Origin of the sequence: Streptomyces sp. CT34, from assembly GCF_000805335.1 — a bacterium.
In the GTDB taxonomy this organism is placed as follows: Bacteria; Actinomycetota; Actinomycetes; order Streptomycetales; family Streptomycetaceae; genus Streptomyces.
On sequence record NZ_KN708638.1, the window covers coordinates 87050 to 109529 of the forward strand.

The following is a 22480-nucleotide window of genomic DNA, read 5'->3' on the forward strand; positions in this document are numbered from 1 at the left end:
GGTGCACCTCTGCGTCCACGGTCGCCATCGTTGCGAGCAGGCGCCGCCGGTACGGCGTGCGCACCCAGGCGGGCTCGGGATGACGGCCAGCGTCAGCCGTCACCCATTCGGCCCAGCATCGTTTGCCTCCCTGACAGTGTCCGTACCAGGAAGTATCACCACCTATGCGCACGCGTTCGGCCTTCGGGCAGTAATCCTCGATCCGCGCGCTCGCCGTCCCGGCCACCGCCCAGTCAGCCCCCTCCCACCAGGAGCACAAGGCCCCACGGAACTGCGCATCCGGTGCGCTGTGTGTCTACTCGGGCGCCAGCTACACCGGCCGGGTCACCGTGCCCCGTGGCGACAACAAGAACCTGCTGCACAAGTGCGCGCTGCGGCACGCCGGGTCGGTCTACGACAACGGCCGCCACGACGTCATGATCTGGGACCACAAGGACTTCAAGGGCCGCTCCATCGAGGTCACCCCGAACAAGAGCGAGAAGGCCCTTCCGCACCGCTTCAGCCACAACGTGGCGTCCAGCAAGTGGGAAACGCACCACTGCTGACCAGGCCCACGGCCTGAGCTGAACCGACCTGCGACCAGCACAGCCCGGTCCGCCCGGACGCACCGGCGGCGTCACAAAGTGAGGGGCACCGAGGGGAGTCAAACCTGGGTACCCTTTCCACTGCTGGCAGCCGGGATGTCTCTCAGGCTTCTGCATGCCGGTCCACCTCGAACTCGCGGTGCTGTTGCGCGGCGGCGACTGCCCCAAGCCGATCGATCGTCGCGGCCTGACCAGGCCGGTGGCCAAGTCCGAGACCGACGTCCCGGCCGGGAGGGTGGTCGACCGAGCGTGTGTCCAGGCCACGTCGCAGCCCAGGTCGAGCAGCGCTTCGTGCTCATCCCCGACCGCGCCGTCGGCCCGGTGGATGGCGCGCAGCCCATCCAGGGCGGGCGAGGTCATCTCCGGCAGCTGTCCGAGGGCCTCAACCACCGTGCTCCCCCGGAGCCAAGGAGGGTGGCAACGGGTGCGAGAGGCGTACAGGTGCACACCGGAGCCGTCCGCAGGCTGATCCAGCCCCCGGCCACGCACGACGGGGTGGAGAGCAGCCGGCAGACGGGTCACCACCGGACCGCGGCCGTGCGGGTCCGTGTCCACCAGCCACCGCTCCGGCTTCTGCTACTGGTGCCACCACACCGGCCGGCTCTCAGACCTGACCCGCGGCGGCTACTACGCGTACCACGTCGACGTCGCCCCATTTCATGGCCGACCGCACTCACAACGGCCCCTCCGTGGTGCGATGGCTCGATAGCGGGCGGCGGAGCCGCAGCCGCTGGCGTGCGCTGGTCACCACTCGACGCCAGTATCTGCACGCCGCCCGCTGAACATACCGGCCCACTCAGCAAGACAGGCCCCGCTGGGGTGCGCCAAGGATCGGGAGCGCCAACAGTGGAGTCATGAACGACAACGTCCTCTTCCTGAACGTCGACGACCCGCAGGCCGGCCACCAGGCTCTCGACGCGCTGCGGCAGGCGCACGCCAACGGCGAGGTGAAATTGCGCGAGGCAGCGGTTGTCGCACGCGACGCCGACGGCGTCCTCGACTTCCCCGACGCCGTCGACAGCACCGGCACCGCCCGCGCCTTCACGGTCGGCGGCCTGATCGGCGGGCTCCTGGGCATCCTGGGCGGCCCGCTCGGCGTCATGATCGGATTCGGCGCGGGCGGGCTGATCGGCGGTGCCCATGACGCGCGCGAGGCGACCGCGGCCAACGCGGCACTGGAGATGCTGGCGGCGGAAGTGCCGGCGGGAAGCACCGTGCTGGTAGCCGAACTGGTGGAGGAGGATTCATCACTCGTCGACGGACTGCTCGCCCCTTACGGGACGGCCGCGCGCTATCCCGCCAGGGAGATCCGCAAGGAAGTGGAAGAGGCCATCGCACAGAGGCGCTAGGCCGGGCTCAGGGGCGAGCTACCGCAGTGCCGGGTTCGTCCGCCAGTACACAGCAACCAGTAGGGCCCGGTCCTCGAGAGGCCACCTCCACATTCGGCCCCTGCGGACGGGTCCGCTCCTTCGCGCCGCAGCGGTGATCAGCTCGCCGAACTGACACGCACTCAGCCCGGTGAACGAAGCCCTTCAAGACGGCTCCGACGCCGTGATCACACCAGTCACATCAAGAGCGTCCGGGTTCCTGTTGTCTGCTGCCTTCGTCGGTGTCTACTTCCAAGGCTGCCATGCGGGCTTGTATTCGGCCTGCGGGATCTGCCCGAGGACCGCGAGGCGTTCCAGTTCGGCGACTTCGGTTTGATGGGCGATCTTGCGGCGCCGTTCTGCTTGCTCTCCGCTGTACTTGACGGCCTTTGCGCGCTGCCTGGAGCGGTTGCTGCCACCAGGACGCAGCCCAAGTCGTCCACGACGCCCGCGATGCCGTCGTGTCCTACGGCACGGCACTACCTCTGACCAGCTACATGAGGCCGCTCGGACCGAGTCGAATTGATCGTCACGCTGGTGCAGTCAACTGACCACACGTAGGTAGCCCCGTTGCGTACTCGTGACGGGGCTACTCCCTTCCCCACTCAATCCAGTGCATGGCCACTCCGGTTCGGCGGCCTGTGCGAGCCACCTGCCGCGGCCGACAACGACGGACGGGGCACCGAGAGGCGTCAGGCCAAAGGCCCGGCAGAGCCGCTCCAGCTCCGCAGCAGCCGCGGACTCCGTGTCCGCGAGCACCGTGTACACCGTCGCCATACCAGCATTCTGCCCCCGACGCCGGACAGTTGATGGCAAAACATGGCGATTTCACCACCCCGCCAGAGCCCGGAGATTGTCGGGCACCAGCGGCACAATGGCGACAGCGCTCATAGCCCGCCCCGAGGAGCCGCCATGAACGACCAAGGCAACAACGGCAGCTACCAATGGCCCACCTGTACTGCATGCGGCCGGAACCTTTGGGAGACCGAACACCGAACTCGGCCGACAGGCATGCCACATGTGTCAGAGCCGCGTCGATCAGGACCTCACGGCGCTGGCCGGGCCCCGCGGACTGTACGCCTCCATCGCCCTAACCCTCAGGCCCGATATCGGAAGTGGCGAAGCCCAGGTCTCCGGCGGCGCCCGCACCGCACCGCTCCCGCTCCGCCTCGAACCGCTCAGCCTCTCCGCTCGTGGCGGCGTCGTCACCGTCCTGCCGACCTGGCTCGTCGACTGGCACGAGCACCTCGGCTGGAATCATCCGCGGTGGCAAGGCGATCTGCAGCAGCAACTCGACCAGGTCGTGAACGCGCTGCGCAATAACCTCGAATGGGCAGCCACCGAACATCCCGCGTTCCGGGAATTCGTCACCGAGGTCGTGGTGCTCACCAACTCCTGCCGTCGGCAGGTATCTGGGAAGCGTCCCGAGGGCCGCATCACCGTCGCATGCCCCTGTGGCGGGACAATGCGCATCACCATTTCCACGCCCGGTGCACGGTGTGCTGTATGCGGCGCCCAATACGGCCGCGCCGATGTCCTCGAACTGCCGCCTACACGAGACGACATGGCCGCCTCAAGGATCGTCTCATTTGGCGTCGGTAGCCAGGTCGCGCCACCACTGTCGTGACATGGGAATGGCCCCATGGCTTCCCCTGCGCACATACGACCAGCGCGACAGCAGGGGGCCGCATCGTCGCGCTGGAGACAGCGGACTTCCCGTGGCGGACTGACCGGGCCCGAACTCTGGCCGCTGGCTGGACTTTTCAGGAAGGTCCAGCCAGCGGCCTAGCGTTTCGACTGCGGGGCGAGCTGAGTCCCGCGGCCTGACCTTATGAGGTCGTAAGGCTCTCGGTTCGGACTGTGTAGCGGAGACTGGGCTGCGGTGTCATCGCCTGCTGTTCCCCGCCTTTACCTTCCCTACTCTCCGAGCATCCGCACTTCTGTGCGTCGCCGCCCTTGTCTCCGTTGCCTTCTCTTTCCTCCGAGCCTCTGGCTTCTGAGCCTCCGCCCTTGTCTTCGTCGCCGCCCTTGCTTTCCTTCGGGAAGTCGGCGTTGTTGTTGCAGCCCACGGACGAGCCCATGGTGGTGCTCTGCCCACCCGCGGGACCCTCGCCGCCGAGCGCGTTGCCCGCCAGGCCGTTGAGGACCCCGACCTCGCCGAGGACGTTGACGTTCGCGTCGCGCGACCTGCACTGGCTGCCCTGCTTGATGTCGATGTCGGTGCCGCCCTTCTCGCCATGGGCGTAGGCGGTGCCGGCGCCGAGGAAGCCGAAGCTACCGAGGACGACGGCCACGACGGCAGTCTTCTGAAGCTTGCGCATTTCTTCTCCGGTGGTCGACGGATGCAATCCGTGATAAAGCGACTTCTTACAGTCACAAGAGGTTAATACGGGATATGTCGTAGGTGTTCGGCGGCGCGCCGGATTCAGGGCCGTCGCGAACGGGTGGCTGTACCACGGCAGTCGCAAGCCCTCCGCCCCAACGGCCCAATATGAAGTTAAGTGTTGATCATTCGAGATGACCTATATGCGGTTGCGGACTTGATAGTGGAATGTCGCACTGCTCCCAACGAAGCACTCGTGTGCCCGCAAGCCCTGAAGCCTCCGATTCGTCGGTGGCTTTTTGCATCCTCGATCTGGAGGTGTGCGCGTACGTCTCGTCGAGATCCTGCCGGAGGACCTGGTCTTCGCTCACGAAGCCGCCGCAGCCACTGGAGTCCCACAGCAAGTGATTCGCCAATGGGCTTCATGCGGGGAGATCCGCCGCTTCTCTGGTAAGAACGGGATCACCCGAAACCGGCACGAGTACAAAACATGTACGCCCCTGTGACGCGCCCCGGGACCACGTGGCTGCTGTCCTTCACCCCGAACCCCACTGACGTGCAACGCGCCTGGAACGATGAGGAATTCACCCCGATCCCCTCAATCGCGTGGACCGTCGTGGAGGCGTCGTGCCTACGGTCGCTGGACGCGATGCGTCCCCTCGCGCGCGGCGGACGGCTCGGCCCGGTCCTCGTTGACCCGGCAGCTGATGTCGCCTGGTGGCTCGTGGACGACGGCGCCGATCAGCGCCTCGCCGACTTGCCGCTTTTGACCGTCCACCCCCGGGGCTGGCTCCTGCGTTTCCGCCGCCACACCTGTACTTCAACGGCCGCGGGTGGCTGGAGAAGCCCAACGGCGCCGGCATACTCACCAACCCGATCAAACTGGGGCCGCGTTCGGCCCCGGCGGACGACTCCCATCAGAGGCGTTTCGATGACCAAGAGGAAGATGTGGTCGACGCCCGTCCCACGCAGTCCATGAGCGAAATCGACCTCAGATTCTCGGGGTGCAGGACGGCATGCCGTCAGTGTTCTTCACACTGGGGCCGGTTTATGCGATGGAAGCCCAGACCGCCGTGTTCCACTCATGACCGAGGCAGCGATACCGCAAGCTGGGCGCAGTGCCGGGTTGGCCTTTCCCCGACGTCATGGTCTTCGCTGAGGTGAGGCCGGATGAAGCTCTCGACGTCGAGGATGTGAGTAACGGCATGCACGACGACGACCGGACTGCCGCCGATGCTGCCACGGAACCGGAGCGCGGTGCCGCCGGCCGCCAGGGTCGCTCCCAGCGCCGGACCTGGCTGCGGATACTGAACTGGATCAGGGTCCCGTTGATCAAACGGTGTTGAGGTCCTCCTGGTGCGCAGCGGTGTGCTGAGCGTCACCGAGGCGGCATTGTCTACGTCGGTATCGAGGCGCTGATGGCCGTGATGCTCATCGTCGGCGCGGTCCGCTTCCGGGCGGTCGTCCGCGAGCAGCGGACGGGCGGAGCCACCGTAGGGACCGCCGCGCTCACCGCGGGGCTCAGTGTGATGCCTCCGCCCCTGGCATGGATGGTCCGCAACGAACTGGCCGCCCTGCGACTCGCCTGGCTCGTCATCCGTCGGCGGGTCGACGGTGCCGGACCGCAGGATCTGCCCATCAGCTACAAGGGCGGCAAGCGGGCGCACGGGATCATCGGCGCGCTGTTCCTACTCGGCGGTCTGCCCGTTGTCGAACTCCTCGACACCTGGTCCTTGTTGGACATCATGGCACCGCTCGCGGAGACGTACACCTTGCTCCTGCTGTGCGGGGCCGTCGGCGGGCCACGGATCCGCCCGCGCCTGCTGGGCCCGGAACTGCTGCGCGTCCGCTGGGGGACGAGGGAAGAACTGCGAGTGGCTTTAGAGGACGTGGTTGCCACCAAGCCCGAGCGTGCGTCCTCAGGGACCGTCAGCCGATGCTCATCGACCGCGACTGGTGCCTGCCGTCGGCCGGATGCACCTCGGTGCGCCTGACGCTTTCCCGGCCGCTCCAGGTGCCCTTGCGCTTCGGGCAGCAGGCCCGGACGGCGACCCAGCGGTTCGCCGCCGACGACCCAGCGACCGCAGCCGAAACCATCGCCGAAGCGGCAAGACAACGGCAGGCCCCCCTCGGACAACAGGCGCACGCGCTCGCGCCGGCTCCGGGCACACCGTCCGATTCGCATAGCGCCCGCTGATCCCCGTCCCTCGCGGTCCTGCGCGAGGGGTCCACCGCTGGGGCGGACGCAGGCCGCCCGGCTCCCCAGACCTGGCCGACTGGAACCTCGGCCTGAGCCGCCAGAGTCTACTCCACCGGCCCTGGCCACTGCCCTTTCCCCGTGGCGCAGCAGCCGGGGCCGACTCGTACACTCGGGTGCCAGGCGGAGAGTGCGACGGCCCTGCCCAGCACCCGGTCTGCTTCCGACCGACCGGCCGGAAACAGTAAGTCCCGTGGCCTGCGCCTTCGTCACATGCCCAAGCCCATCGGGATGTTCGCGTCAGACTGTCGGGCAGCCGGCGGCTTTGAGGCCGATGTTGAGCTGCTTCTTCAGCGCGGTTTCCTTCTCGGTGAGACGTCCTGGTTGGGGATGGTGAGCTTGATGTCCTTCTTGCCCTTCCCCTTCTTCACCGTCATCGCGACCGTCATGTCACGCGGGACGACCGACTTGAGGTCGCCGTGGGCGACGGTGACGGGTCGCGCCAGTACTCGTGCAGGCCGGCGAGCGCCAGCTGGTGGCTGGCCAACGGACAGTTGCCCCGCTCGTGGGCGACGTCAGGTCCGCAGCCGAACTGTCGTCCTGCTACGTGCGGCTGCCGGTGCGGTGCATTGGTGAACTCGCCTGGTAGGTGTGCTGGCCCCGCCCGCAAGGCGACTCCTTCGTCCGCGGGCCGATCACGGGTGGATGGGGGTGTGAGGAGGGCGCGCAGGTCGATGACGCGGTAACCACGGGCGGTGATCGCATCGAGGATCTGTGGCAGGGCCTGGGCGTCGATCACCTCGGTGCCGCCCTCGGGCGCCCCGACGTGCATCTGCAGGATCGCCCCTGGGCGCAGCGCGTCCAGCGCTCTGGCCACCGCGCGGTCCACGGTCATGCCACCCTCCGTGCCCTTCCATCCATTGGTGTCGGTGGTGAATTCGACGTCCGCGAATCCCAGCCCGTTGACCACCCTGACCTGGGCGGGGCTGGTCTCGCTGTAGGGAAACCGGAAGAACGGGGTCAGGGCCTCTCCTGCCCCGGCTGCACGCAGGGACCGATCCGCTGCCCAGACCTCGCGACGTCCTCCGGCTGCCGTCAAGTCGTTGAAGTAGGGGTGGCTATAGGAATGGTTGCCCAGCCCGTGTCCCGCAGCCGCGATCCTCTTCACCACCTGGGGGTACCGGTCAGCGAAGTCGCCGGTCAGGAAGAACGTGGCAGGCGTGTGCCGGCGGGCGAGCTCACCGAGGACGCGGTCCAGACCGGCGTCGTTCCAGGCCGCGTTGAACGTCACCGCGGCCACCCGCTCGCTCGTATGGATCACACGGTTCTCCGATCCGAACAGTGCCCGAAGGCTCTCCTCGTCCGCAGTCGCCGCCAGGCACCGCGAACCAGCCCTGACTGTCACGGCCGGCGGCCCGGGCACCACCACCCAAAGGGCAGTAAACAACCCGATGGCCATCTGGAGCAGGCTGCGGGACACAAGACGGCGTGCGGCGAGGAGAGAACGCGTTTCCATGCCAGCCCCATCGACCGACCGGCGCTTGCCCTTGACCCCGGCCGCTCGGCGGTACCGACAGAGATGGGGGGACGGATCCGTAGGGATCCGGGCCCATCAGCATCTCGACGGGGGTGGCAATGGAGGCTGCCTTCTTCTTGGCCTCGCCATGACCTGCGGCCAGGCCGCCGACACAGTACGTCAGGGGGGCCAGGCCCGTGCCATCGGCGTCGGCCAGGGCGAGCGGACCGTTGTCGCGGGTTCGGGAGCCTGACCGAGGGCCTACTTCTTCGCGGCCTGCTTCGTGCCGTCGGGCAGGCGGCTATCCGGCCGCTTGCCCGACGGCTGACGGCTCACACGAGATTCCCGCCGAGCGCCGTCGTTGTTGCGGGAGCAGGCAGGGCCGATGGCGGGAATCCCCGCGCTGACCGCAGCCCACCCGAGAGCCGGATTCACCGGCGGAGAGGAGAGGGCTGCCGAACGTGCTCCGAAGCAGCTCACCGCTGCCCGACCGCTACCGCCAAGATCCGGTCCGATCCTCTCCGAAGGCCTGGTAGGCATGATCCGTCTCATCCCCGGTCCGGGGAGTCCTCGGGCCTCCGGCAGGCAGTCATCGAAACCAGTGGGCCTCCCCCCTCCCCCAGCACTGCCACGACTGCGGCGGCAGGCCCGCCGGGCACGGTGCTCGGGGACGACGTGCCGGATCCGGCGCCGCCGCAGGTAACGGCGGTTCAGGCGAGACGGATACGCCTGATGGTCAGTTACCTCGCTGCCGGCGGCAGCCATGGCCTTGGACAGCTTCGTGACCGTCTGCTGGAGATCAGCTGTGCAAAGGCGGTCGCCTCGGCGCCGCAGATCGGCGAGGGTGTCGCGCATCCGTCGATGTGCGGACGCCTGCGGGTCCTTCTTGACGACCTGGGACCGAAGGATGGCCGGGGCCGTACGGGGGTGTAGTGGCTGGGAATCCTGGAGAACTTCGGGCCCCCGGACCGGTGCGACCTGCTTGACCTGCTTGACCTGCTTGACCTGCGGAGTTTCCGGAGCACGAGCTTTACGGGAAGGACCGACCGTCCTACCGGTCCACCCGACACCACGGCGAACCTATGTGGTCACAGCACTGGCAGTTCGGTGTGCTCGGCGACGTGTTCGGGTGGCAGGCTGCAGAGCGCGGCGACCTGGTCCAGGTGGAGCCCGCCGTCCTCGGGGCGTCTGACGGCCGCGGGCCGCCCGGGCGCGACAGCTCGGACGCCCCCGCCCATCGGCGGGGGCGTCCGCGTTCACACCTGCCGGGCGTGCTACCGCGCTTCCGCGCTGCGTGCCATTTCGAGCAGGTTCTCCATCTGCTGGCGGAGCTTCGTCATCTCCGGGGAGGGGTTCTCCCGTTCCAGCTTGCGCATCTTCTCCAGCTGCTGCTCGATCTCGGCGGAGCTGCCGCCGGCCGAGGCCGAGCCCTGGCCCTTACCGGCCTCGCCCTGCTTGGCCGACTGCAGATCGCTGACGGCCCGCTCCAGGTCCTTGGGCTTGACCGTCTTGGCGCCGGACGGAGCCTCGAACGCGGGGGCCTCGCCCTTGAGCTCGATGGACAGCGGCAGCTCTTCGCCGGCCTTCTTGTCGTCCTCGGTGAACTGGGCCAGGTTCAGGGTCAGTTCGGAGACGGCGCCGTCCTTGATGGCGATGTCGAGCGTGATGTCCTTCTCGGGGACGTCCTTGACGCTGTCCCTCAGAGAGCCGAAGGACGGGCTCTTGTCCGCGAGCGGCTCCAACCCCTTGGCCAGCGCCGTCATGGCCTTCTTCGCGGGCACGGTGGCCCTCACGTGGTCCGCACCGCCCTTGCTACCCGCGTCGTTGAGGTCGGCGTGGTCGATGAACGCCTTCTCAAAGGCGTCCATCACCTTCTTCTGGTCCTCGACCTTGAGCTGGGCGGCCGGGCCGGCGCCGGGGCCGCCGAGGCCGGGCTGCTTCTTCTTCGCGAACTCCTCGAAGTCCTTGACGTCGTACGCCACCCACTGCCCGCTCATCATCTCCTTGAAGGGCGACGGCAGCTTGTTCAGCTCGTCCTGCCGGCGCGCGAAGTTCGCGCTGCCCTGAGGCGCCAGCTTGGCGAGGCGCTGGAAGTCCATGCGCTGGTACATCTTCTTGCCGTCGGAGCGGATGTCCATGACGGGTTGCCCGCCATCCACGGCGAACGCGAATCCGCTCGGGATGTGGACGTTGGCCTCCGGGTCCTTGAAGACTTCTTCGACCGGCTTGTCGGGGGCCGTCCACACGGAGAGCCTGAGGCCGGCCATGATCTTGGCGTAGTCGCGCTGGAAGCCCTTGGAGCCCTTCAGCGCGGACCAGATCTGCTCCTCATTCGCCGAGATCCGGAACTCCGCGGTGAGCGCCTTCCGCTCACCCAGTTTCTCGAATCCCTGCCGGACCTTGGTGCCTGCACTGACCTTTTCGAACGGGCCGCATGCGACGGACGCGGTGGATATCAGGGCCACACAGCCGATGGCGGCCAGACCCTTGCGGTTGATGGAGATGCTTTTGCTCCTGCTCGGTGCGGTTGATGCCGGTATGGGAGACCAGGGTGGGAGCAAGAAGGTTGTACGCGCCGGCGAATTCTGTCAGGTGCGCGGCGCACCGTACTGGTGCTGCGCCGCCGCACGATGCGCTGCAACGGCTGCCCTTCTTGATCGGTCGGTCTGCGTACCCGGACGGGCTCTGCCACCGCGCCTCCCCCGCCGGATCGGATGTCCCCTCACATCCAACCGGCTCGGCCAGCACCCCGACGGGGGCCGGGGGTCCGGCGCTCTCCCAGGCGGTGAGCCAGTCGCGGAGGACCGCCAGAGATGGCGAGTCGGGGCGGTCGGCGAGGATCGTGCCGTCTTGCCGGAGGACGGCGGCGTCGTCGCGGTGGTGTGTCCGATGGCCCAGGTTCGGGCGGAGGCGGCGGTGGTGGTCAGCTGCGGATCGTCGAGAGATACGGCGAAGGTCCGGCGACTTGGCGCGGTTGTTGGCCATGCCGGTCGCTCCAGTCGCCGGCCTCGGCTTCGACCCCATCGGAGACGACTCGCTGCCTCAGACCGTAGGTAGGCCCGCCGGCAATCACTTCGTGCGCCCGCGGAGCCAGCAGCCCCACCGTCCGGCGCCCCTGGCAACGCCTCCTCGCCGGGACGACGCTGGACGTACGGGCCCGGACCACCGTTCCTCGCCGCGGCTCGGTGCGTGGGTAGCGCACACCGGGGGTGGCCCCGGAGGCGCTCAGAACGCCAGTGGTGTGCTGCTGCGGTATTTCGTGGGTCACGGCACCGTCACCGAAAACGGGGACCTCGTCCCGGCCGTGAAAGACACCGTCGCCAACGAACCGGACACTACCGGGCTGGAGTACATCACGATCCGGAGCATTCTGAGCGGAAGCCCCGCCAGGGTCAAAGCCGTTGTGGTGGACTGCTGTTACTCGGGGCGCGCCATCGATGTGCTCTCGGGGGATGGCCAGCGCCTGGCCGATATCACCGACACAGGAGGCACCTACACCCTCACCGCGGCCGTCGCCCGACTCCCCTCAGCCCGAACGGCAACCAGGGTCATCGGGTCACGCAGCTGAGATCCCCTCTGGCCATGGTGAATCTGGGTGGTCGGCCGCAGCTGGTCGACCTTGGCATGCCGGTCTTCATCGACCACGCACCACCACCGCAGCCGGCACCGGGCGAGCCCGGATACCCGCCCTGATCCTGTCAAGGAGCGAGTTCGGCTCGGCGAAGGCTGCGGAACACAGCAGGAGTCGTCCATCCGCGCAACGTGGCGTGGATCGTCGAGCGGAATGCCGCCTCGGCCGTGGTGGCGTCGAGGGCCCCGGCCAGTTCGAGAGTCACGAGCCCATGCAGGGTTCCCCAGATCGACAGGGCGATCGACGTCGCGTCGCCGGCGAGGACGGACGCCGTCAAGGCGCGATCGATCGCCGCGAGGAGCGGGCGGATCGGGTCACTGGCACCGACCTCCCCCGACGGGTCGAAGGACTGCACACCACCGAACAGCACCGTGTACAGGTGGCTGTGTCCGCGCCCCCAACGACGGTAGGCGACGGCCAGTGCGTAGAGGTCGGCGAGAGGGTCCGCGGAGGTCTGCACCGCCAACAGGTCCTGGAACAGGCCGGCGACGGCTCTGTCGCGCACCGCACCGATCAGCCCGTCCTTACCGCCGAACAACGAGTACACCGCCGTAGTCGACGCCTCGGCAGCAGCGGCCACGGCGCGGACCGTGACCGACTCCCGCGGACGGGTGGCGAGCATCTCGGTCGCGCACTCCACAAGCCGCTCTTTGACGACCTCGTCGTTTGTTCTCGGCCTACCCACGGCCAGCAGCCTACCTCCCCTGATAACGTCGTTTTGAAACAACGTTCTGAAACTGTTGGAGGTCCGCCGTGCCCACGTCCGCCACACGTCTCGTCCGCTTCATTGGACGCTTATTGCTGGCCCTTGCCGCCGTCGCGACGCTGGTCGTCGTCTTTCTCGCACTGATCGCCCTCACGGACGGGGCAGGCTCGGGGCTCGCAGCATGGTTGACAACTATTGGAGTCGGGGCTGTCCTCGCGATGTGGCGGGGTCGGCGGCGCACTTGGCCGGCGCGGCTCGTGCCGTTCCTGCCGGTGGTCGTCGCGGCGGCGTTGACGGCGGCGGTCTGCATCCCGACCGTGCCGACGGCCCGGCGGTACCCGCCCGCCCTACCCTTCGTGGTCACACAGCACTGGAGCCTGGCCACAGGCAGCCGGGTCGCGGTGTACCACTACCCGCCCGCGAACCACGGCACCCGCCATCCCATCCCGCTCGTGTACCTCAACGGCGGACCGGTCCGTGGCATCTCGGTGCTCGACCACCGGTTCCTGCAACTCCTGGCACGCCAGGGCTACGACGTCTACACCTACGAACAGGCCGGCGGCGGACGAAGCGACCCGCTCCCCATGGGCCAGTACACGATCTCCAGGTCGGTCCGCGACCTCGCCGCCTTCATCGACCGCCTGGACAAGGGCGACAAGGGCAAGGCCGACATCCTCGGATTCTCCTCAGGTGGGGCCGTGCTCACCCGAGCCCTGGCCGAGCCGAGCGTCGCCGCACGCTTGCATCGCGCGATCATCGCCGAGCCCGGCCCCATGGACGGCCCCACCGCGCACATCGCCGGGCACCAGGGCCGAAAATCCGCACGCGGCCTCGCGCCGGCCCCGACCGGACCGCGATCGACGCACGTCCCCCGGTACGCCGTGGCGTTCGGCCTCATGCGACTCGGACTCCTCACCCCCGACACCGGACTGATCGGACAGGCCGAAGGCGACAACGCCTTCACCGCCGCCGACCTCGGCAGCGACACCGCATCCGCCTACTGCGCGCGCGACGCGCACCGCATCCCCGCCGAGAACACCGCGCAGAACTTCTCCTTCAGCCCCGCCGCCAGTCTTCGCGTCGAGCAGACGGTCAAGGACTCGCCCTCTATTGCACCGCTACTGAGGCAGTCCCGGACCCCCGCGATGCTGATGATCGCCGAGTGCTCCTCCCAGGTCCGTCAATGGGAGACCACCGTTCTTGCCAATGACCCCGCCATCCAGCGCACGCAGTACATGCCCGGAGTCGGACACCACATGTGGAACGGCCTCGACGACAACAACGACCGGGCTGCCGCCGTCATCACTGCGTTCCTTCAGGACAAGCCGGCACCTCTGCCGAACTCCCCGACCCGCGACGAGATCCCTACGTTCCTGCGCGACCACAAATGAAGACGTCGCAACCCGTCACCGGCTACGGCGGGCGAGCCCTCGAAGCCGCCCGGGCCCTGCGGCAGGTACAACCAAGGACGCCCCCGGAAAAGGCCGGCGGCCTCACGGAAATCCTTGCCCGAGCACTTCGCGAGCGCGGCCACGACGTCGAGGTCGAGCACCTCCACGTCCACCTCCCCGCGTGCTGAACAAGGCGTCCTGATGACCCGTCATCGGAGTCGCAGGACGCCGGGGGCGCGATCGTCGAAGATCTCGACCAGCCAATCAAAGACAGTGGTTCCGCGCTCTTCTCTCGCTGCGGCAAGGTCGGCGCTGACAGAAGGACGGTTCGTGGGGTGACAGCGTGACAACCGGATCTCCAACTGGCGAACTGTCTCCGAATAGCCGAGATGATCGCGAGACACCTGGTGGTCGCGCCACTCAACCACGTAGTCATCGTCGTCGGGCGTCCCGAAGCCACCGCTGAGGCAGTCGGCGAAGGCGTCGAGGTTTCGACCGAAGTAGCCCCCGGGACCGTTGATCGCTTCGCCGATGACTCGCCAGAAGTCTTCCAGCGTTCTGATCTGCCTGCCGTCCAGCACATATGTCGGTGTCACGGCTCGGAGGATACGGGCTCTGCGCAAGGGCGGCCGGACTCACCGAAATCCTGGCCCGCGCACTCCGCGACCGCGGCCGCGAGGCAGAAGACGAGTACCTTCACGTCCACCCGCCCCGCGTGCTGAGGCCGACTGCCCCAACGACATCTCGGCCTCAGCATCAACGGACCGATGGCGGCTTACCGCCGATACCAGTCGTCTCCTCCGGCTCGGAGCGAACGCCGGAGGAAGTCCTGGAGGTTGTTGGCCACCCATCGGCGGCTGTCGGTCTCGTGCTCCCAGACGAACACGTCGGGTCGTTGGGGCTTCTGGACGAAGGCGAACTGATCGCCACCTCCGTCGTCCCCGAAGAACAGGAGCGCATCGAACGGCATATACAGCTGGGCGAAGGACTCGTCAGACCAGAAGAGCAGGTTCTGCTCAACGATCTGGTCGATGGTCCAGACGGTGTCCACATGGGTGGGTCCGATCACCCCGTCGCTTTCGAGCAGCAACTGCTTGAGTTCTTCCGGCAACGTTCGCCCGAGTCGTGTCTCGGCCTCGGTGAGCTGGGACGCCTCAGTCGGCTCCCGGAAGCCTGCCTCGGGAAAGACCTCCAGGGCCACGTGTTTCCACATGATCGAGAGCCTAGCCAGGCTCAGTTGCGGATTCCGCGGGCTGGGGCCTTGGGCGGCCGTTTCAGCGGCAGTTCTCGGTGCGCCACGAACGTGTGAGTACGACCGCGCGGGGCGAGGGTGGTGTCGTCGTGGCGCTGGCGAGGCCGACCGGGTGAGCCGTACTGCTCGGCCCCGGTCTGCCGCCGCCCTCTATCGCTCCAGGAATGGTCGCAGTGCCATCTTGGTGGCCTCCTGCATCCGCCGCTGGAGTCGCTGCGGATCGGTCAAGGCGTCCGGCTCGGCGAGCAGTACTTGCAGTGCGCCGGTGACCGCGCCGATGAAGGCCCCGACCATGGCGGCCGCCTGCGCCGCGTCCAGCTCGTCGGGGAACGCCTCTTGCAGGTGTCGAGCGATCTCCAGTTGGGCGTCCAACTGCTCTTGCAGTGCCCTTCCGCGTACGGCGGGAACGGACTGTGTGAGCCGCATCCGGAGGCGGGCCATGGGGCCGGCCATCTCCGTGTTGGTCTCGTTGACGTCCTGTAGCGCCCGCAGCAGCAGGTCTGCGGGGCGGTCTGCGGGCTTGCGCGCCTCGATCGCGGCGACTGCGGCGGCGACACGGGCATCGCTTTCCGGGAAGAGCAGCTCTTCCTTGCTCGCGAAGTAGCTGAAGAAGGTCCGTGTGCCGATCTCTGCCGCGTCGGCGATGTCGGCGATCGTCGTTCCCTCGTAGCCGTGGCGCTCGAAGAGGTCGGCGGCGGCGTCGATGATCGCTTGCCGGGTGCGTTCCCGTTTGCGCTCACGATGTGAGGTCATGCCGGAGAGTTTACCGCACTCACTGCGGAAACGCACTCATTGCATATCTGCACTGCGTGCAGATATGGTGCGTCCATGGCGACTCGAGCCGTTCTGATCTCCGGAGCCGGCATCGCCGGCCCCACGCTCGCGTACTGGCTGGCCCGCCACGGGTTCCGGCCGACCGTCGTGGAGCGCGCGCAGGGCCTGCGCTCCAGCGGCAGCCCGGTCGACGTCCGCGGCCCGGCCGTCTCGGTCGCCGAGCGGATGGGGATCATGCCCCGGCTGCGGGCCGCGGGCACCGAGGTGACGGAACTGAGCTTCGTCAACGACTTCGGCCGCCGGGTCGGCCGCATCCCGATGAGGCCGATGGATGACTCGGTCGAGCTGCCCCGGTTCGATCTCGCGGCGATCCTCTTCGAGGCGGCACGCGACGAGGCGGAGTTCCTCTTCCAGGACTCCATCGCCACGCTGCACCAGGACGTGGGCGGCGTCGATGTCACCTTCGAGCAGGCCCCACCGCGCCGGTTCGACCTGGTCATCGGTGCCGACGGGCTGCACTCACGGACCCGCCGACTCGCCTTCGGCCCCGAAGCTGCTTACGTCCGGCACATGGGGGTCTGGGTCGCCACCATTCCCGCGGACGGCCTGAGTCTCGACCGGCACAAGGTTCTCCTGCACAATTCGCCCGGCCGGGCCGTCTCGCTGCACCCCGGCCGCGGGAAGGCCATGGCAGCGTTCATGTACCGCGGGCCCGGCGATGACAGCTTCGACCACCGCAACACCGACGACCACAAGCACCGCCTTATCGAGGCGTACACCGGCGCCGGTTGGCGCATCCCCGAGCTCCTCCAGCGGGTGCGCGAGGTCGACCACGACCTCTACTTCGACTCGGTGAGCCAGGTCCGGCTGGATCGATGGTCCTCCCGCCGGGTGGCGCTGCTCGGCGACGCCGCCTCGTGCGTATCGCTCTTCGGAGACGGCTCGACCCTGGCGATGGCCGGGGCGTCGACGCTCGCCAAGGCGCTGGCCGCGACACCGGCGGACCACGAGGCGGCATTCCGGCGCTACGAAAGCGAGCACCGGCGGCTGGTAGCACCCAAGCAGCGCGCCGTCGGGCAGGCGACCGCGCTGCTCATCCCGGCCAGCCGATCGGGCATCGCGGCCCGGAACGCGGCGACACGACTCTGGCCCCTCGCATCAGGTGCGCGGACGGTACGCCGGGCACTGTGCGGGCGCCGCGCGGCCTCGACTGATCAGGAACCGTCCAAATGATCACCACGCCGTTCGGAGCAGGGACGTCATCTGCGCATTCCAGAAGTGGATCTTGCTGTGTGAAGATCCACTTCGGTTGCGTCGGACGGCTCAAGCCGTACTTCGGGGTCGAGTGGGGCCGACGTCATCCTTGCCGACAAGCGACTTGACTAGTGAACAACACAGCAGGGCCTGGCAGACCAGGATGCCGTTGCGGGGCCTGAGCACGGCCAGGCGCTCGCGCGGACGGAGGGTCAGTTTGGCCACGCCCAGCCGGCCCGCGCGGGACAAGGCTTCGACCAAGAGCGCGTAGCGGCGCTGCGCAGCGGGGGTGGAGGCCCTTCCGACCCGATGCACGCTCAAGGTGGCTTCCCAGGGAGGTAGTCGGCGTCCCGCGAGCTCGTCGAATACCCCCTTGCCTCCCTGGTCAGAGTAGGGCCTATCTGCACGTCGTCCCGGCGCGACCAGGAACGCGACCAGAGGCGCGACTAGCACTCCAGTTGGTTTCGCGATCTTGCGCTGGACCCGGACCAGGCGTTCGCTGACACTACGGCAGGCGTCGGTAGCCGGGATGTGGGGCGATTGGCCGCCGCTATCACCTCTGATCTGGTAGCGGTCAGATACGTGCTTGGCGTTTGAGCAGGTCTGTGACGGCGTCGGCCACCGCGTCAGGACGGTCCATCGGGATCGTGGTGTGCGAGGCGTCCTTGAGACAGCGGTATTCGCCTTGCGGTCCGTCGGCTGCGATCGCCTTGAAGAGGCGCTGCGTGGCGTCGATCTGCTCTTGCAGGTCGGCATCGGACTGGAACATGCGTTGGCCGGGATCGAAGCTGGTCGCCCCGAGCACTGTCACGGGGGCGTCGGGCAGGGTGCCTCCGGCGCGGAGCTCCGACAGGACGGCATGCATGTTGCTGCCTTCGCGTAGTCCGGCCAGGAGGCCGGCTGGGCTGGTGTGCCGGTCGATGAGTTGCTCGCGGAGCAGATCCGGCCAGGCGGCGAGCATCCGTGTGAACAGTTGCCGGACGTGCACGACGATTTCCGGGGTCGGCTCCGGCATCGGGGCATCCGATGGCCGGGTGTTGGACAGCCGCAGGCGTTCGGGCATGAAGGTGTCCCAGTCTTCGTGAGCGGGCTCCAGGAGCACCAGCCCCGCGACGTCACGGGGGAAGCGTTGTGCGTACCTTCGGGCGTATGCGCCGCCCAGGGAGTGCCCGACCAGTACGTACGGTGCCGGTATGTCGGCTGCATATAGGAGGTCCCGCAGTTCGTCGGTGACCTCATGGGCCGTACGGGGCAGCGCGATGTCGTCGCTCCAGCCGGTGCCTGACCGGTCGTACAGCACGGACGTGGTCAGTGCGGCGACGCGCTCGTGGACCTTCAGGTAATCAAGCCCGACCATGCCGCTGCCTGGCAGAAACACCACGGCCGGAGCGCCGGTGCCTGAACGATGCAGCCACAGCGAACGGCCCGCCACGTCGACATGCTGCCCAAAGCCAATTGGTCTCATACTTGAGAAAAATAGCACGTGTGAGAGAATGCTGCCGATGGATGCGATAGAACTTCTCCTGCACCCGGTTCGACTGCGCATTGTGCATGCGGTTTTTGACGAACGACCCTTTGCCACAACTGAGTTGTGCGAGCTGTTGCCGGATGTCTCGAAGGCCACCATCTACCGGCAGGTGGGGTTGCTCGCCGAGGGCGGCCTGCTTGAGGTCGTCAGCGAGGAGCGGATTCGCGGGACCGTTGAGCGCCACTACCGCCTGCGTCGCGCAAGGGCAGTGATCGACGCCGAGGTCACCGCGGAGATGAGCCTCGAAGATCACCGGCGCGGTTTCACCGCCGTTGTCGCGTCGGTGCTGGCCGAGTTCGATCTCTACGTGGGCAGGGCTGATACTGACCCGGCGGCCGACAAGGCTGCCTACCTGCAGTCCTCACTATGGCTCAGCGACGCCGAGAAGGCCGAACTCATCGACGAGGTCGCCGCTTCCCTTCGGTCGAGGTTCGCCAACGCCCCCGCCCCGGAACGGAAGCGGCACCTGCTCACCGCCATCCTGTTCCCAACCGAAGACAACACCCCCGTCACTGGCAGGCGGCACGAAGCCTGAGCGACCCGGCCGCCGGCACTGCACCAAGGCTTGATAGACCTTCAGCGACTTGGAGGTCGAACCGCTTGTTCATGTCGAGTCGGAAGACGCCGTACGGGTTGACGTTCGGTCAGAACAGGGCGGTCAGCCCGCACCAGTCGCCGTCGCCTGCTGCGCTACGTCTGCTGGGACGCTGATGCGGTCCGCGACGACCTGCGCGCGTACGTCGCCGACCACCTCGGGGCTGACGACTCCCCGTTCTCGTTGTCGACGAGACCGGCTTTGTGAAGAAAGGCCGGTCCTCGGCAGGGGTGCAGCGGCAGTACACCGGCACCGCGGGACGCATCGATAACGCCCAGGTCGGCAAGTTTCTCGCCCTGACGACCAGCCGGGGACGGGCGCTGCTCGACCGAGGGCTCTACCCCCAGAGCACTCCTGGTCCAACGACTTCGGACGCCGCAACACGGCCGGGGTCCCCAAGGACGTCCAGTTCGCGACGAAGCCCCGTCCGGCAACCGAGATGATCGAGGCCGCGTGGGACGCCGGGATCACCGCCTCCTGGGTGACCGGGCAGTGAAGCCTACGGCCAGGACCCCCAGCTCCGCGCTGCCCTCGAGGCACGCGGCATCGGCTGCACATCGCCATCATCCCTGTCAGGTACACCAGGTCGGACGCCGCGCTGCGCGTCGCTTTGTGTGTCGCTTCGGCGCCGTCGGCCTCGGGGAGGGCCAGCCCTGTCGACCAGGAATGCGGCGGCCATCGGCCGGGCGTTGCCGCCGCCGGGGTTGAGCCCTTGCCCGCCGGTCGGCGGGGGATGTGGGCTGCGTCGCCGGCCAGCAACACCCGGTCGATCCGGTGGCTAACACCCGGTCGATCCCGTGGCGCTCGGCCTGCCGGGTGGCGTCGCCGAAGCGGGAGAGCCGACGCGGCCAGTGCGCACCGACGTCGGTGCCGGCGATGGCCCCGCACCCGTGGTGGCCGCCCGGAGATCTCAGGGCGACAGGCCCTGCGACGCATCACCGCAGGCCCGAACGGGACGCAGATCACACAGCGAGCCCCTGGGCTGCGGCTCCGGATTCCCCTACCGTTATCGACATAACAGCCAAAACGGACTATTCGCGTCCGATCCGTCACATGGAGTAGGCGAAACAGGAGCAGGCGCATCAGTCGCCGCATCCGCCCGCCGCGGCCTGAGCCCACGATGACCATCGCGCAGCCCGCTGCCCCGCCCCGCCGTGTGCGGCACACCACCACCCATCACCACTGAACAGGCATGCCCGCCGGGGTGCCGTTGGAGGGACCTGCTGTGGCATTTGCCAGTGCGAAGAAAACGGCAGCCGCCGTTGCGGTGGCGCTCACCGGAGCCACCCTGGCGGCGTGCGGAGCGCATGCGGCACAGACGTCGTCGGCAGCCGGGCCGTCGTCCACCTCAGCGCCCCGGCTCATCGCCGCCACCGGCTCGGCCTCCCCTTCCCCGATCCCGTCGCACAGCGCGTCGCCCTCGGCACCGAGCACCGCGCCGTCATCCTCGTCGCCCGCCGCCCCCTCCTCCCCGGCCCCCGCCTCGCCGACTGGCCCGGGCAGCACTTCCACCACCTCGTCGAGCGGGTTCACGGTGAGCAACGCGCTCCAGTTCCGTACCCAGGACGGCGGCAGGTCTGTCGCGCTGACCTTCGACGACGGCCCCGACCCGCGCTGGACGCCGAAGGTACTGGCGCTGCTGGCCCAGCACCATGCCAAGGCCACGTTCTGCGAGATCGGCCCGAACGCGCAGCGCTACCCCTACCTCACCAAGGCGATAGCCGCCGCCGGTGACCGGCTGTGCGACCACTCCGTGCACCACAACGAGCGGCAGAGCAGCATGCCGCTGGACTACAACATCCACGAGATAGCCGACGCCCAGCGGGAGATATCCAACGCGGCCGGTCCCGGGGCCAAGGTCTGGTACTACCGGGCACCCGGCGGTGACTTCAAACCCGCCATCCGCAACATCGCCGCCCAGCATGGACTTCGGTCCATCGCCTGGAGCGACGACTCCAACGACTGGAAGCGACCGGGCGTCGAGGCCATCCTGCAGAACATCAACCGGAACCTGCACCCCGGCTCGATCATCCTGATGCACGACGGCGGTGGCGACCGCTCGCAGAGCGTCGCAGCGCTCGCCAAGCTGCTGGATCAGCTGGACGCCCAGGGCTACACCTACAGCTTCCCCAGCCGCTGAACCCACCCACAACCCCCTCCTACCCCAGCGCCGGGAACAACCCGCACCGCAAACCCGCCCGCCACACCATGGTCCGTCGAGCAGACACCACGGACGCACGGTCGGGCGGGCGGGGCGGGCACTGCTCGCTGTCCTCCGACGGACTGGCGGCGCTCACCCTCACCGAGGCCGGGCAACTGCCGGACGGCGACGACACGAGCAGAGCCCGGCAGCGACGCAACGCCCAACAAGCCCGCAGCAGAGCGGGCCAGCCCCCCGACAGCCAGGCAGCCGGACAACGGACAACGCAGGACGAGGTCGCCCGGACCCGCCCGGGCCGAACCAGCTCGCAGCACCCCAATGATCAGCAACGACCGGGCGGCAGCCGCGACGTCGTCTCGTAGCTTGCGCGGCAGCCGTGCCGTCATCGTTCCCGACGGGATCACGAGATCTCCTCGGTCACCATCACGGCCAAGGTGGGCCAGCGGGCCCCAGGGCAACGGGATCGGGTGCTTCCGCTACGGCAGGTCGAGCAGGTGCCTGGTCTTCGAGCCGAACAAGGTGGAGTGCACGGTTCCCACCGGGGTGCCGGGCACGTTGATAGGGCTCGTCGACATTGGCTCTGACCGCAGCCCTGTCGAGCTAGACGATTGAGGATGTGCTGTTGGCCGGGATCGATGTGCGAGTGGAGCACGTCGACGATGCCTCCGGCGGCCTGGTGCTGGAGGCGGTGTCCACGGGGCGTCGGGCCGTTGCCCGGACTGCCGAAAGCGGGCCGAACGCGTCCACAGTACGTACCAACGCTCCCTGGACGAGACGCCGTTGGGTCCGCGTCGAGTCACAATCCGGCTCCGGGTGCGATGGTTCTTCTGTGATCGACCACGCTGTTCGCGCCGGACGTTCGTCGAGCAAGTCGGCGGGCTGACCGAGCGGTACCGCTGGTCGAGCATCGGGATGACGGGCTGGCCCTGGTCGATCGCGGTGGAACTGGGTGGCCGTCCGGTCGCGCGGCTGTGCCGCAAACTGCGGATGGCCGCGGGCCGGACCCGGCATGTCCGCCCGTAGGGGCCGCTCGCCTCGGTCGTCCGTGGTGCCGCCGGCGAGGCGCCGGGCCGGAGTGCTTACCGAGGCGCACAGCGTACCGACGGTGAAGTCGGTGACATCCTGTCACCACCCGTGTGCGGCAGGACCGTTCACCGGACAGGCCCGCGCGCAGTCGCAGGCCGCGGGCGGTAGCGGGTGT

General features: G+C 68.1%; 22 protein-coding genes and 5 pseudogenes. 14 read left to right on the top strand and 13 right to left on the bottom strand.

Annotated features, from left to right (window positions below):
* Positions 1–200: 200 nt before the first annotated feature.
* Complete coding sequence (locus RZ84_RS35770) at positions 201–545, top strand: peptidase inhibitor family I36 protein (protein ID WP_078893460.1); 345 nt, start codon at positions 201–203, stop codon at positions 543–545.
* 893 nt (positions 546–1438) lie between these two features.
* Positions 1439–1933, top strand: a complete 495-nt coding sequence (locus RZ84_RS00525; RefSeq protein WP_052229643.1) for a hypothetical protein — start codon at positions 1439–1441, stop codon at positions 1931–1933.
* Positions 1934–1954: 21 nt separating this feature from the next.
* On the opposite strand, the pseudogene RZ84_RS40280 reads toward RZ84_RS00525, so the two are convergent.
* A pseudogene (locus RZ84_RS40280) lies at positions 1955–2098 on the bottom strand (IS5/IS1182 family transposase); the annotation flags it as partial.
* Between the two features lie 871 nt (positions 2099–2969).
* Here RZ84_RS40280 and RZ84_RS35775 point away from each other — a divergent pair.
* On the top strand, positions 2970–3578 hold the full coding sequence (locus tag RZ84_RS35775) for a hypothetical protein (protein ID WP_198539918.1): 609 nt from the start codon (positions 2970–2972) through the stop codon (positions 3576–3578).
* Between the two features lie 202 nt (positions 3579–3780).
* Here RZ84_RS35775 and RZ84_RS00535 read toward each other — a convergent pair whose 3' ends face one another.
* Positions 3781–4272, bottom strand: coding sequence for a hypothetical protein (locus RZ84_RS00535; RefSeq protein WP_043262664.1), 492 nt, complete (start codon positions 4270–4272; stop codon positions 3781–3783).
* 633 nt (positions 4273–4905) lie between these two features.
* Entirely contained in the window at positions 4906–5052 is a 147-nt protein-coding gene (locus RZ84_RS38635; RefSeq protein ID WP_157878714.1) for a hypothetical protein, read from the bottom strand.
* Between the two features lie 640 nt (positions 5053–5692).
* Here RZ84_RS38635 and RZ84_RS00540 point away from each other — a divergent pair.
* The gene (locus RZ84_RS00540; protein ID WP_043262665.1) at positions 5693–6268 is read left to right on the top strand and encodes a hypothetical protein; all 576 of its coding nucleotides are present in this window, start codon (positions 5693–5695) and stop codon (positions 6266–6268) included.
* 648 nt (positions 6269–6916) lie between these two features.
* Here the strand turns inward: RZ84_RS00540 and RZ84_RS00545 are convergent.
* Together RZ84_RS00545 and RZ84_RS39460 are read right to left on the bottom strand one after the other, a co-directional pair.
* Positions 6917–7792 (bottom strand): polysaccharide deacetylase family protein, encoded by an 876-nt coding sequence (locus tag RZ84_RS00545; RefSeq protein ID WP_241777474.1) that lies wholly within the window; start codon positions 7790–7792, stop codon positions 6917–6919.
* A 786-nt stretch (positions 7793–8578) separates the two neighbouring features.
* Positions 8579–8719: pseudogene (locus RZ84_RS39460) on the bottom strand (IS5/IS1182 family transposase); the annotation flags it as partial.
* On the opposite strand from RZ84_RS39460, the gene RZ84_RS38640 reads away from it, so the two are divergent.
* The gene (locus RZ84_RS38640; RefSeq protein WP_157878715.1) at positions 8720–8920 is read left to right on the top strand and encodes a hypothetical protein; all 201 of its coding nucleotides are present in this window, start codon (positions 8720–8722) and stop codon (positions 8918–8920) included.
* Positions 8921–9261: 341 nt separating this feature from the next.
* Here RZ84_RS38640 and RZ84_RS00550 read toward each other — a convergent pair whose 3' ends face one another.
* Positions 9262–10452 carry a hypothetical protein gene (locus tag RZ84_RS00550; protein WP_043262666.1) on the bottom strand — a complete coding sequence of 397 codons (1191 nt, stop codon included), beginning with the start codon at positions 10450–10452 and terminating at the stop codon, positions 9262–9264.
* A 776-nt stretch (positions 10453–11228) separates the two neighbouring features.
* Between RZ84_RS00550 and RZ84_RS00555 the strand changes: the two genes are divergently transcribed.
* Positions 11229–11555 carry a hypothetical protein gene (locus tag RZ84_RS00555; protein ID WP_043262667.1) on the top strand — a complete coding sequence of 109 codons (327 nt, stop codon included), beginning with the start codon at positions 11229–11231 and terminating at the stop codon, positions 11553–11555.
* Between the two features lie 130 nt (positions 11556–11685).
* Here the strand turns inward: RZ84_RS00555 and RZ84_RS00560 are convergent, their stop codons facing one another.
* Positions 11686–12303: a TetR/AcrR family transcriptional regulator gene (locus RZ84_RS00560; protein ID WP_043262668.1), complete on the bottom strand. Its 618-nt coding sequence runs from the start codon at positions 12301–12303 to the stop codon at positions 11686–11688.
* 68 nt (positions 12304–12371) lie between these two features.
* Between RZ84_RS00560 and RZ84_RS00565 the strand changes: the two genes are divergently transcribed.
* Both RZ84_RS00565 and RZ84_RS35790 read left to right on the top strand, forming a co-directional pair.
* Positions 12372–13715, top strand: coding sequence for an alpha/beta hydrolase (locus RZ84_RS00565; RefSeq protein ID WP_052229644.1), 1344 nt, complete (start codon positions 12372–12374; stop codon positions 13713–13715).
* Positions 13712–13903: a hypothetical protein gene (locus RZ84_RS35790; protein WP_078893461.1), complete on the top strand. Its 192-nt coding sequence runs from the start codon at positions 13712–13714 to the stop codon at positions 13901–13903. The genes RZ84_RS00565 and RZ84_RS35790 overlap by 4 nt, the downstream gene beginning before the upstream one ends.
* 21 nt (positions 13904–13924) lie before the next feature.
* On the opposite strand, the gene RZ84_RS00570 is transcribed toward RZ84_RS35790, so the two are convergent.
* The 3 genes from RZ84_RS00570 to RZ84_RS00580 all read right to left on the bottom strand — a co-directional run bounded on the left by RZ84_RS00570 (position 13925) and on the right by RZ84_RS00580 (position 15720).
* Positions 13925–14311: a barstar family protein gene (locus tag RZ84_RS00570; protein WP_043268678.1), complete on the bottom strand. Its 387-nt coding sequence runs from the start codon at positions 14309–14311 to the stop codon at positions 13925–13927.
* A gap of 179 nt (positions 14312–14490) precedes the next feature.
* Complete coding sequence (locus RZ84_RS00575; protein WP_043262669.1) at positions 14491–14928, bottom strand: SMI1/KNR4 family protein; 438 nt, start codon at positions 14926–14928, stop codon at positions 14491–14493.
* Between the two features lie 189 nt (positions 14929–15117).
* Positions 15118–15720 carry a TetR/AcrR family transcriptional regulator gene (locus tag RZ84_RS00580; RefSeq protein WP_043262670.1) on the bottom strand — a complete coding sequence of 201 codons (603 nt, stop codon included), beginning with the start codon at positions 15718–15720 and terminating at the stop codon, positions 15118–15120.
* A gap of 75 nt (positions 15721–15795) precedes the next feature.
* Here RZ84_RS00580 and RZ84_RS00585 point away from each other — a divergent pair, with 75 nt between their 5' ends.
* Complete coding sequence (locus tag RZ84_RS00585; RefSeq protein ID WP_043262671.1) at positions 15796–16974, top strand: FAD-dependent monooxygenase; 1179 nt, start codon at positions 15796–15798, stop codon at positions 16972–16974.
* A 595-nt stretch (positions 16975–17569) separates the two neighbouring features.
* Here the strand turns inward: RZ84_RS00585 and RZ84_RS00590 are convergent.
* A complete protein-coding gene (locus RZ84_RS00590) occupies positions 17570–18478 on the bottom strand; it encodes an alpha/beta fold hydrolase (protein ID WP_241777475.1) in 909 nt (302 codons plus the stop codon).
* 19 nt (positions 18479–18497) lie between these two features.
* Here RZ84_RS00590 and RZ84_RS00595 point away from each other — a divergent pair, with 19 nt between their 5' ends.
* A complete protein-coding gene (locus RZ84_RS00595) occupies positions 18498–19058 on the top strand; it encodes a helix-turn-helix domain-containing protein (RefSeq protein ID WP_043268680.1) in 561 nt (186 codons plus the stop codon).
* 144 nt (positions 19059–19202) lie between these two features.
* A pseudogene (locus RZ84_RS35795) lies at positions 19203–19602 on the top strand (transposase); the annotation flags it as partial.
* A gap of 201 nt (positions 19603–19803) precedes the next feature.
* On the opposite strand, the pseudogene RZ84_RS40290 reads toward RZ84_RS35795, so the two are convergent.
* Positions 19804–20009 (bottom strand): annotated as a pseudogene (locus RZ84_RS40290) (FAD-dependent monooxygenase); the annotation flags it as partial.
* A gap of 285 nt (positions 20010–20294) precedes the next feature.
* Complete coding sequence (locus RZ84_RS00600; RefSeq protein ID WP_198539919.1) at positions 20295–20660, bottom strand: hypothetical protein; 366 nt, start codon at positions 20658–20660, stop codon at positions 20295–20297.
* Between RZ84_RS00600 and RZ84_RS00605 the strand changes: the two genes are divergently transcribed.
* The 3 genes and pseudogenes from RZ84_RS00605 to RZ84_RS37710 all read left to right on the top strand — a co-directional run.
* Positions 20653–21258, top strand: a complete 606-nt coding sequence (locus RZ84_RS00605) for a polysaccharide deacetylase family protein (RefSeq protein ID WP_043262674.1) — start codon at positions 20653–20655, stop codon at positions 21256–21258. The two genes, RZ84_RS00600 and RZ84_RS00605, sit on opposite strands and share 8 nt — an antisense overlap.
* 68 nt (positions 21259–21326) lie before the next feature.
* Complete coding sequence (locus RZ84_RS38645) at positions 21327–21641, top strand: hypothetical protein (RefSeq protein ID WP_157878716.1); 315 nt, start codon at positions 21327–21329, stop codon at positions 21639–21641.
* 355 nt (positions 21642–21996) lie between these two features.
* Positions 21997–22302, top strand: a pseudogene (locus tag RZ84_RS37710) (ISL3 family transposase); the annotation flags it as partial.
* Between the last annotated feature and the right edge of the window lie 178 nt (positions 22303–22480).

Bases quoted from the DNA above. Each gene is read 5' to 3' on its own strand.
- RZ84_RS35775 (WP_198539918.1), top strand. From the start codon at position 2,970: ATGTGTCAGAGCCGCGTCGATCAGGACCTCACGGCGCTGGCCGGGCCC.
- RZ84_RS00585 (WP_043262671.1), top strand. From the start codon at position 15,796: ATGGCGACTCGAGCCGTTCTGATCTCCGGAGCCGGCATCGCCGGCCCC.
- RZ84_RS38640 (WP_157878715.1), top strand. From the start codon at position 8,720: ATGGTCAGTTACCTCGCTGCCGGCGGCAGCCATGGCCTTGGACAGCTT.
- RZ84_RS00540 (WP_043262665.1), top strand. From the start codon at position 5,693: ATGGCCGTGATGCTCATCGTCGGCGCGGTCCGCTTCCGGGCGGTCGTC.
- RZ84_RS35790 (WP_078893461.1), top strand. From the start codon at position 13,712: ATGAAGACGTCGCAACCCGTCACCGGCTACGGCGGGCGAGCCCTCGAA.
- RZ84_RS00580 (WP_043262670.1), bottom strand. From the start codon at position 15,720: ATGACCTCACATCGTGAGCGCAAACGGGAACGCACCCGGCAAGCGATC.
- RZ84_RS00525 (WP_052229643.1), top strand. From the start codon at position 1,439: ATGAACGACAACGTCCTCTTCCTGAACGTCGACGACCCGCAGGCCGGC.
- RZ84_RS38645 (WP_157878716.1), top strand. From the start codon at position 21,327: ATGGTCCGTCGAGCAGACACCACGGACGCACGGTCGGGCGGGCGGGGC.
- RZ84_RS00575 (WP_043262669.1), bottom strand. From the start codon at position 14,928: ATGTGGAAACACGTGGCCCTGGAGGTCTTTCCCGAGGCAGGCTTCCGG.
- RZ84_RS00535 (WP_043262664.1), bottom strand. From the start codon at position 4,272: ATGCGCAAGCTTCAGAAGACTGCCGTCGTGGCCGTCGTCCTCGGTAGC.
- RZ84_RS00595 (WP_043268680.1), top strand. From the start codon at position 18,498: ATGGATGCGATAGAACTTCTCCTGCACCCGGTTCGACTGCGCATTGTG.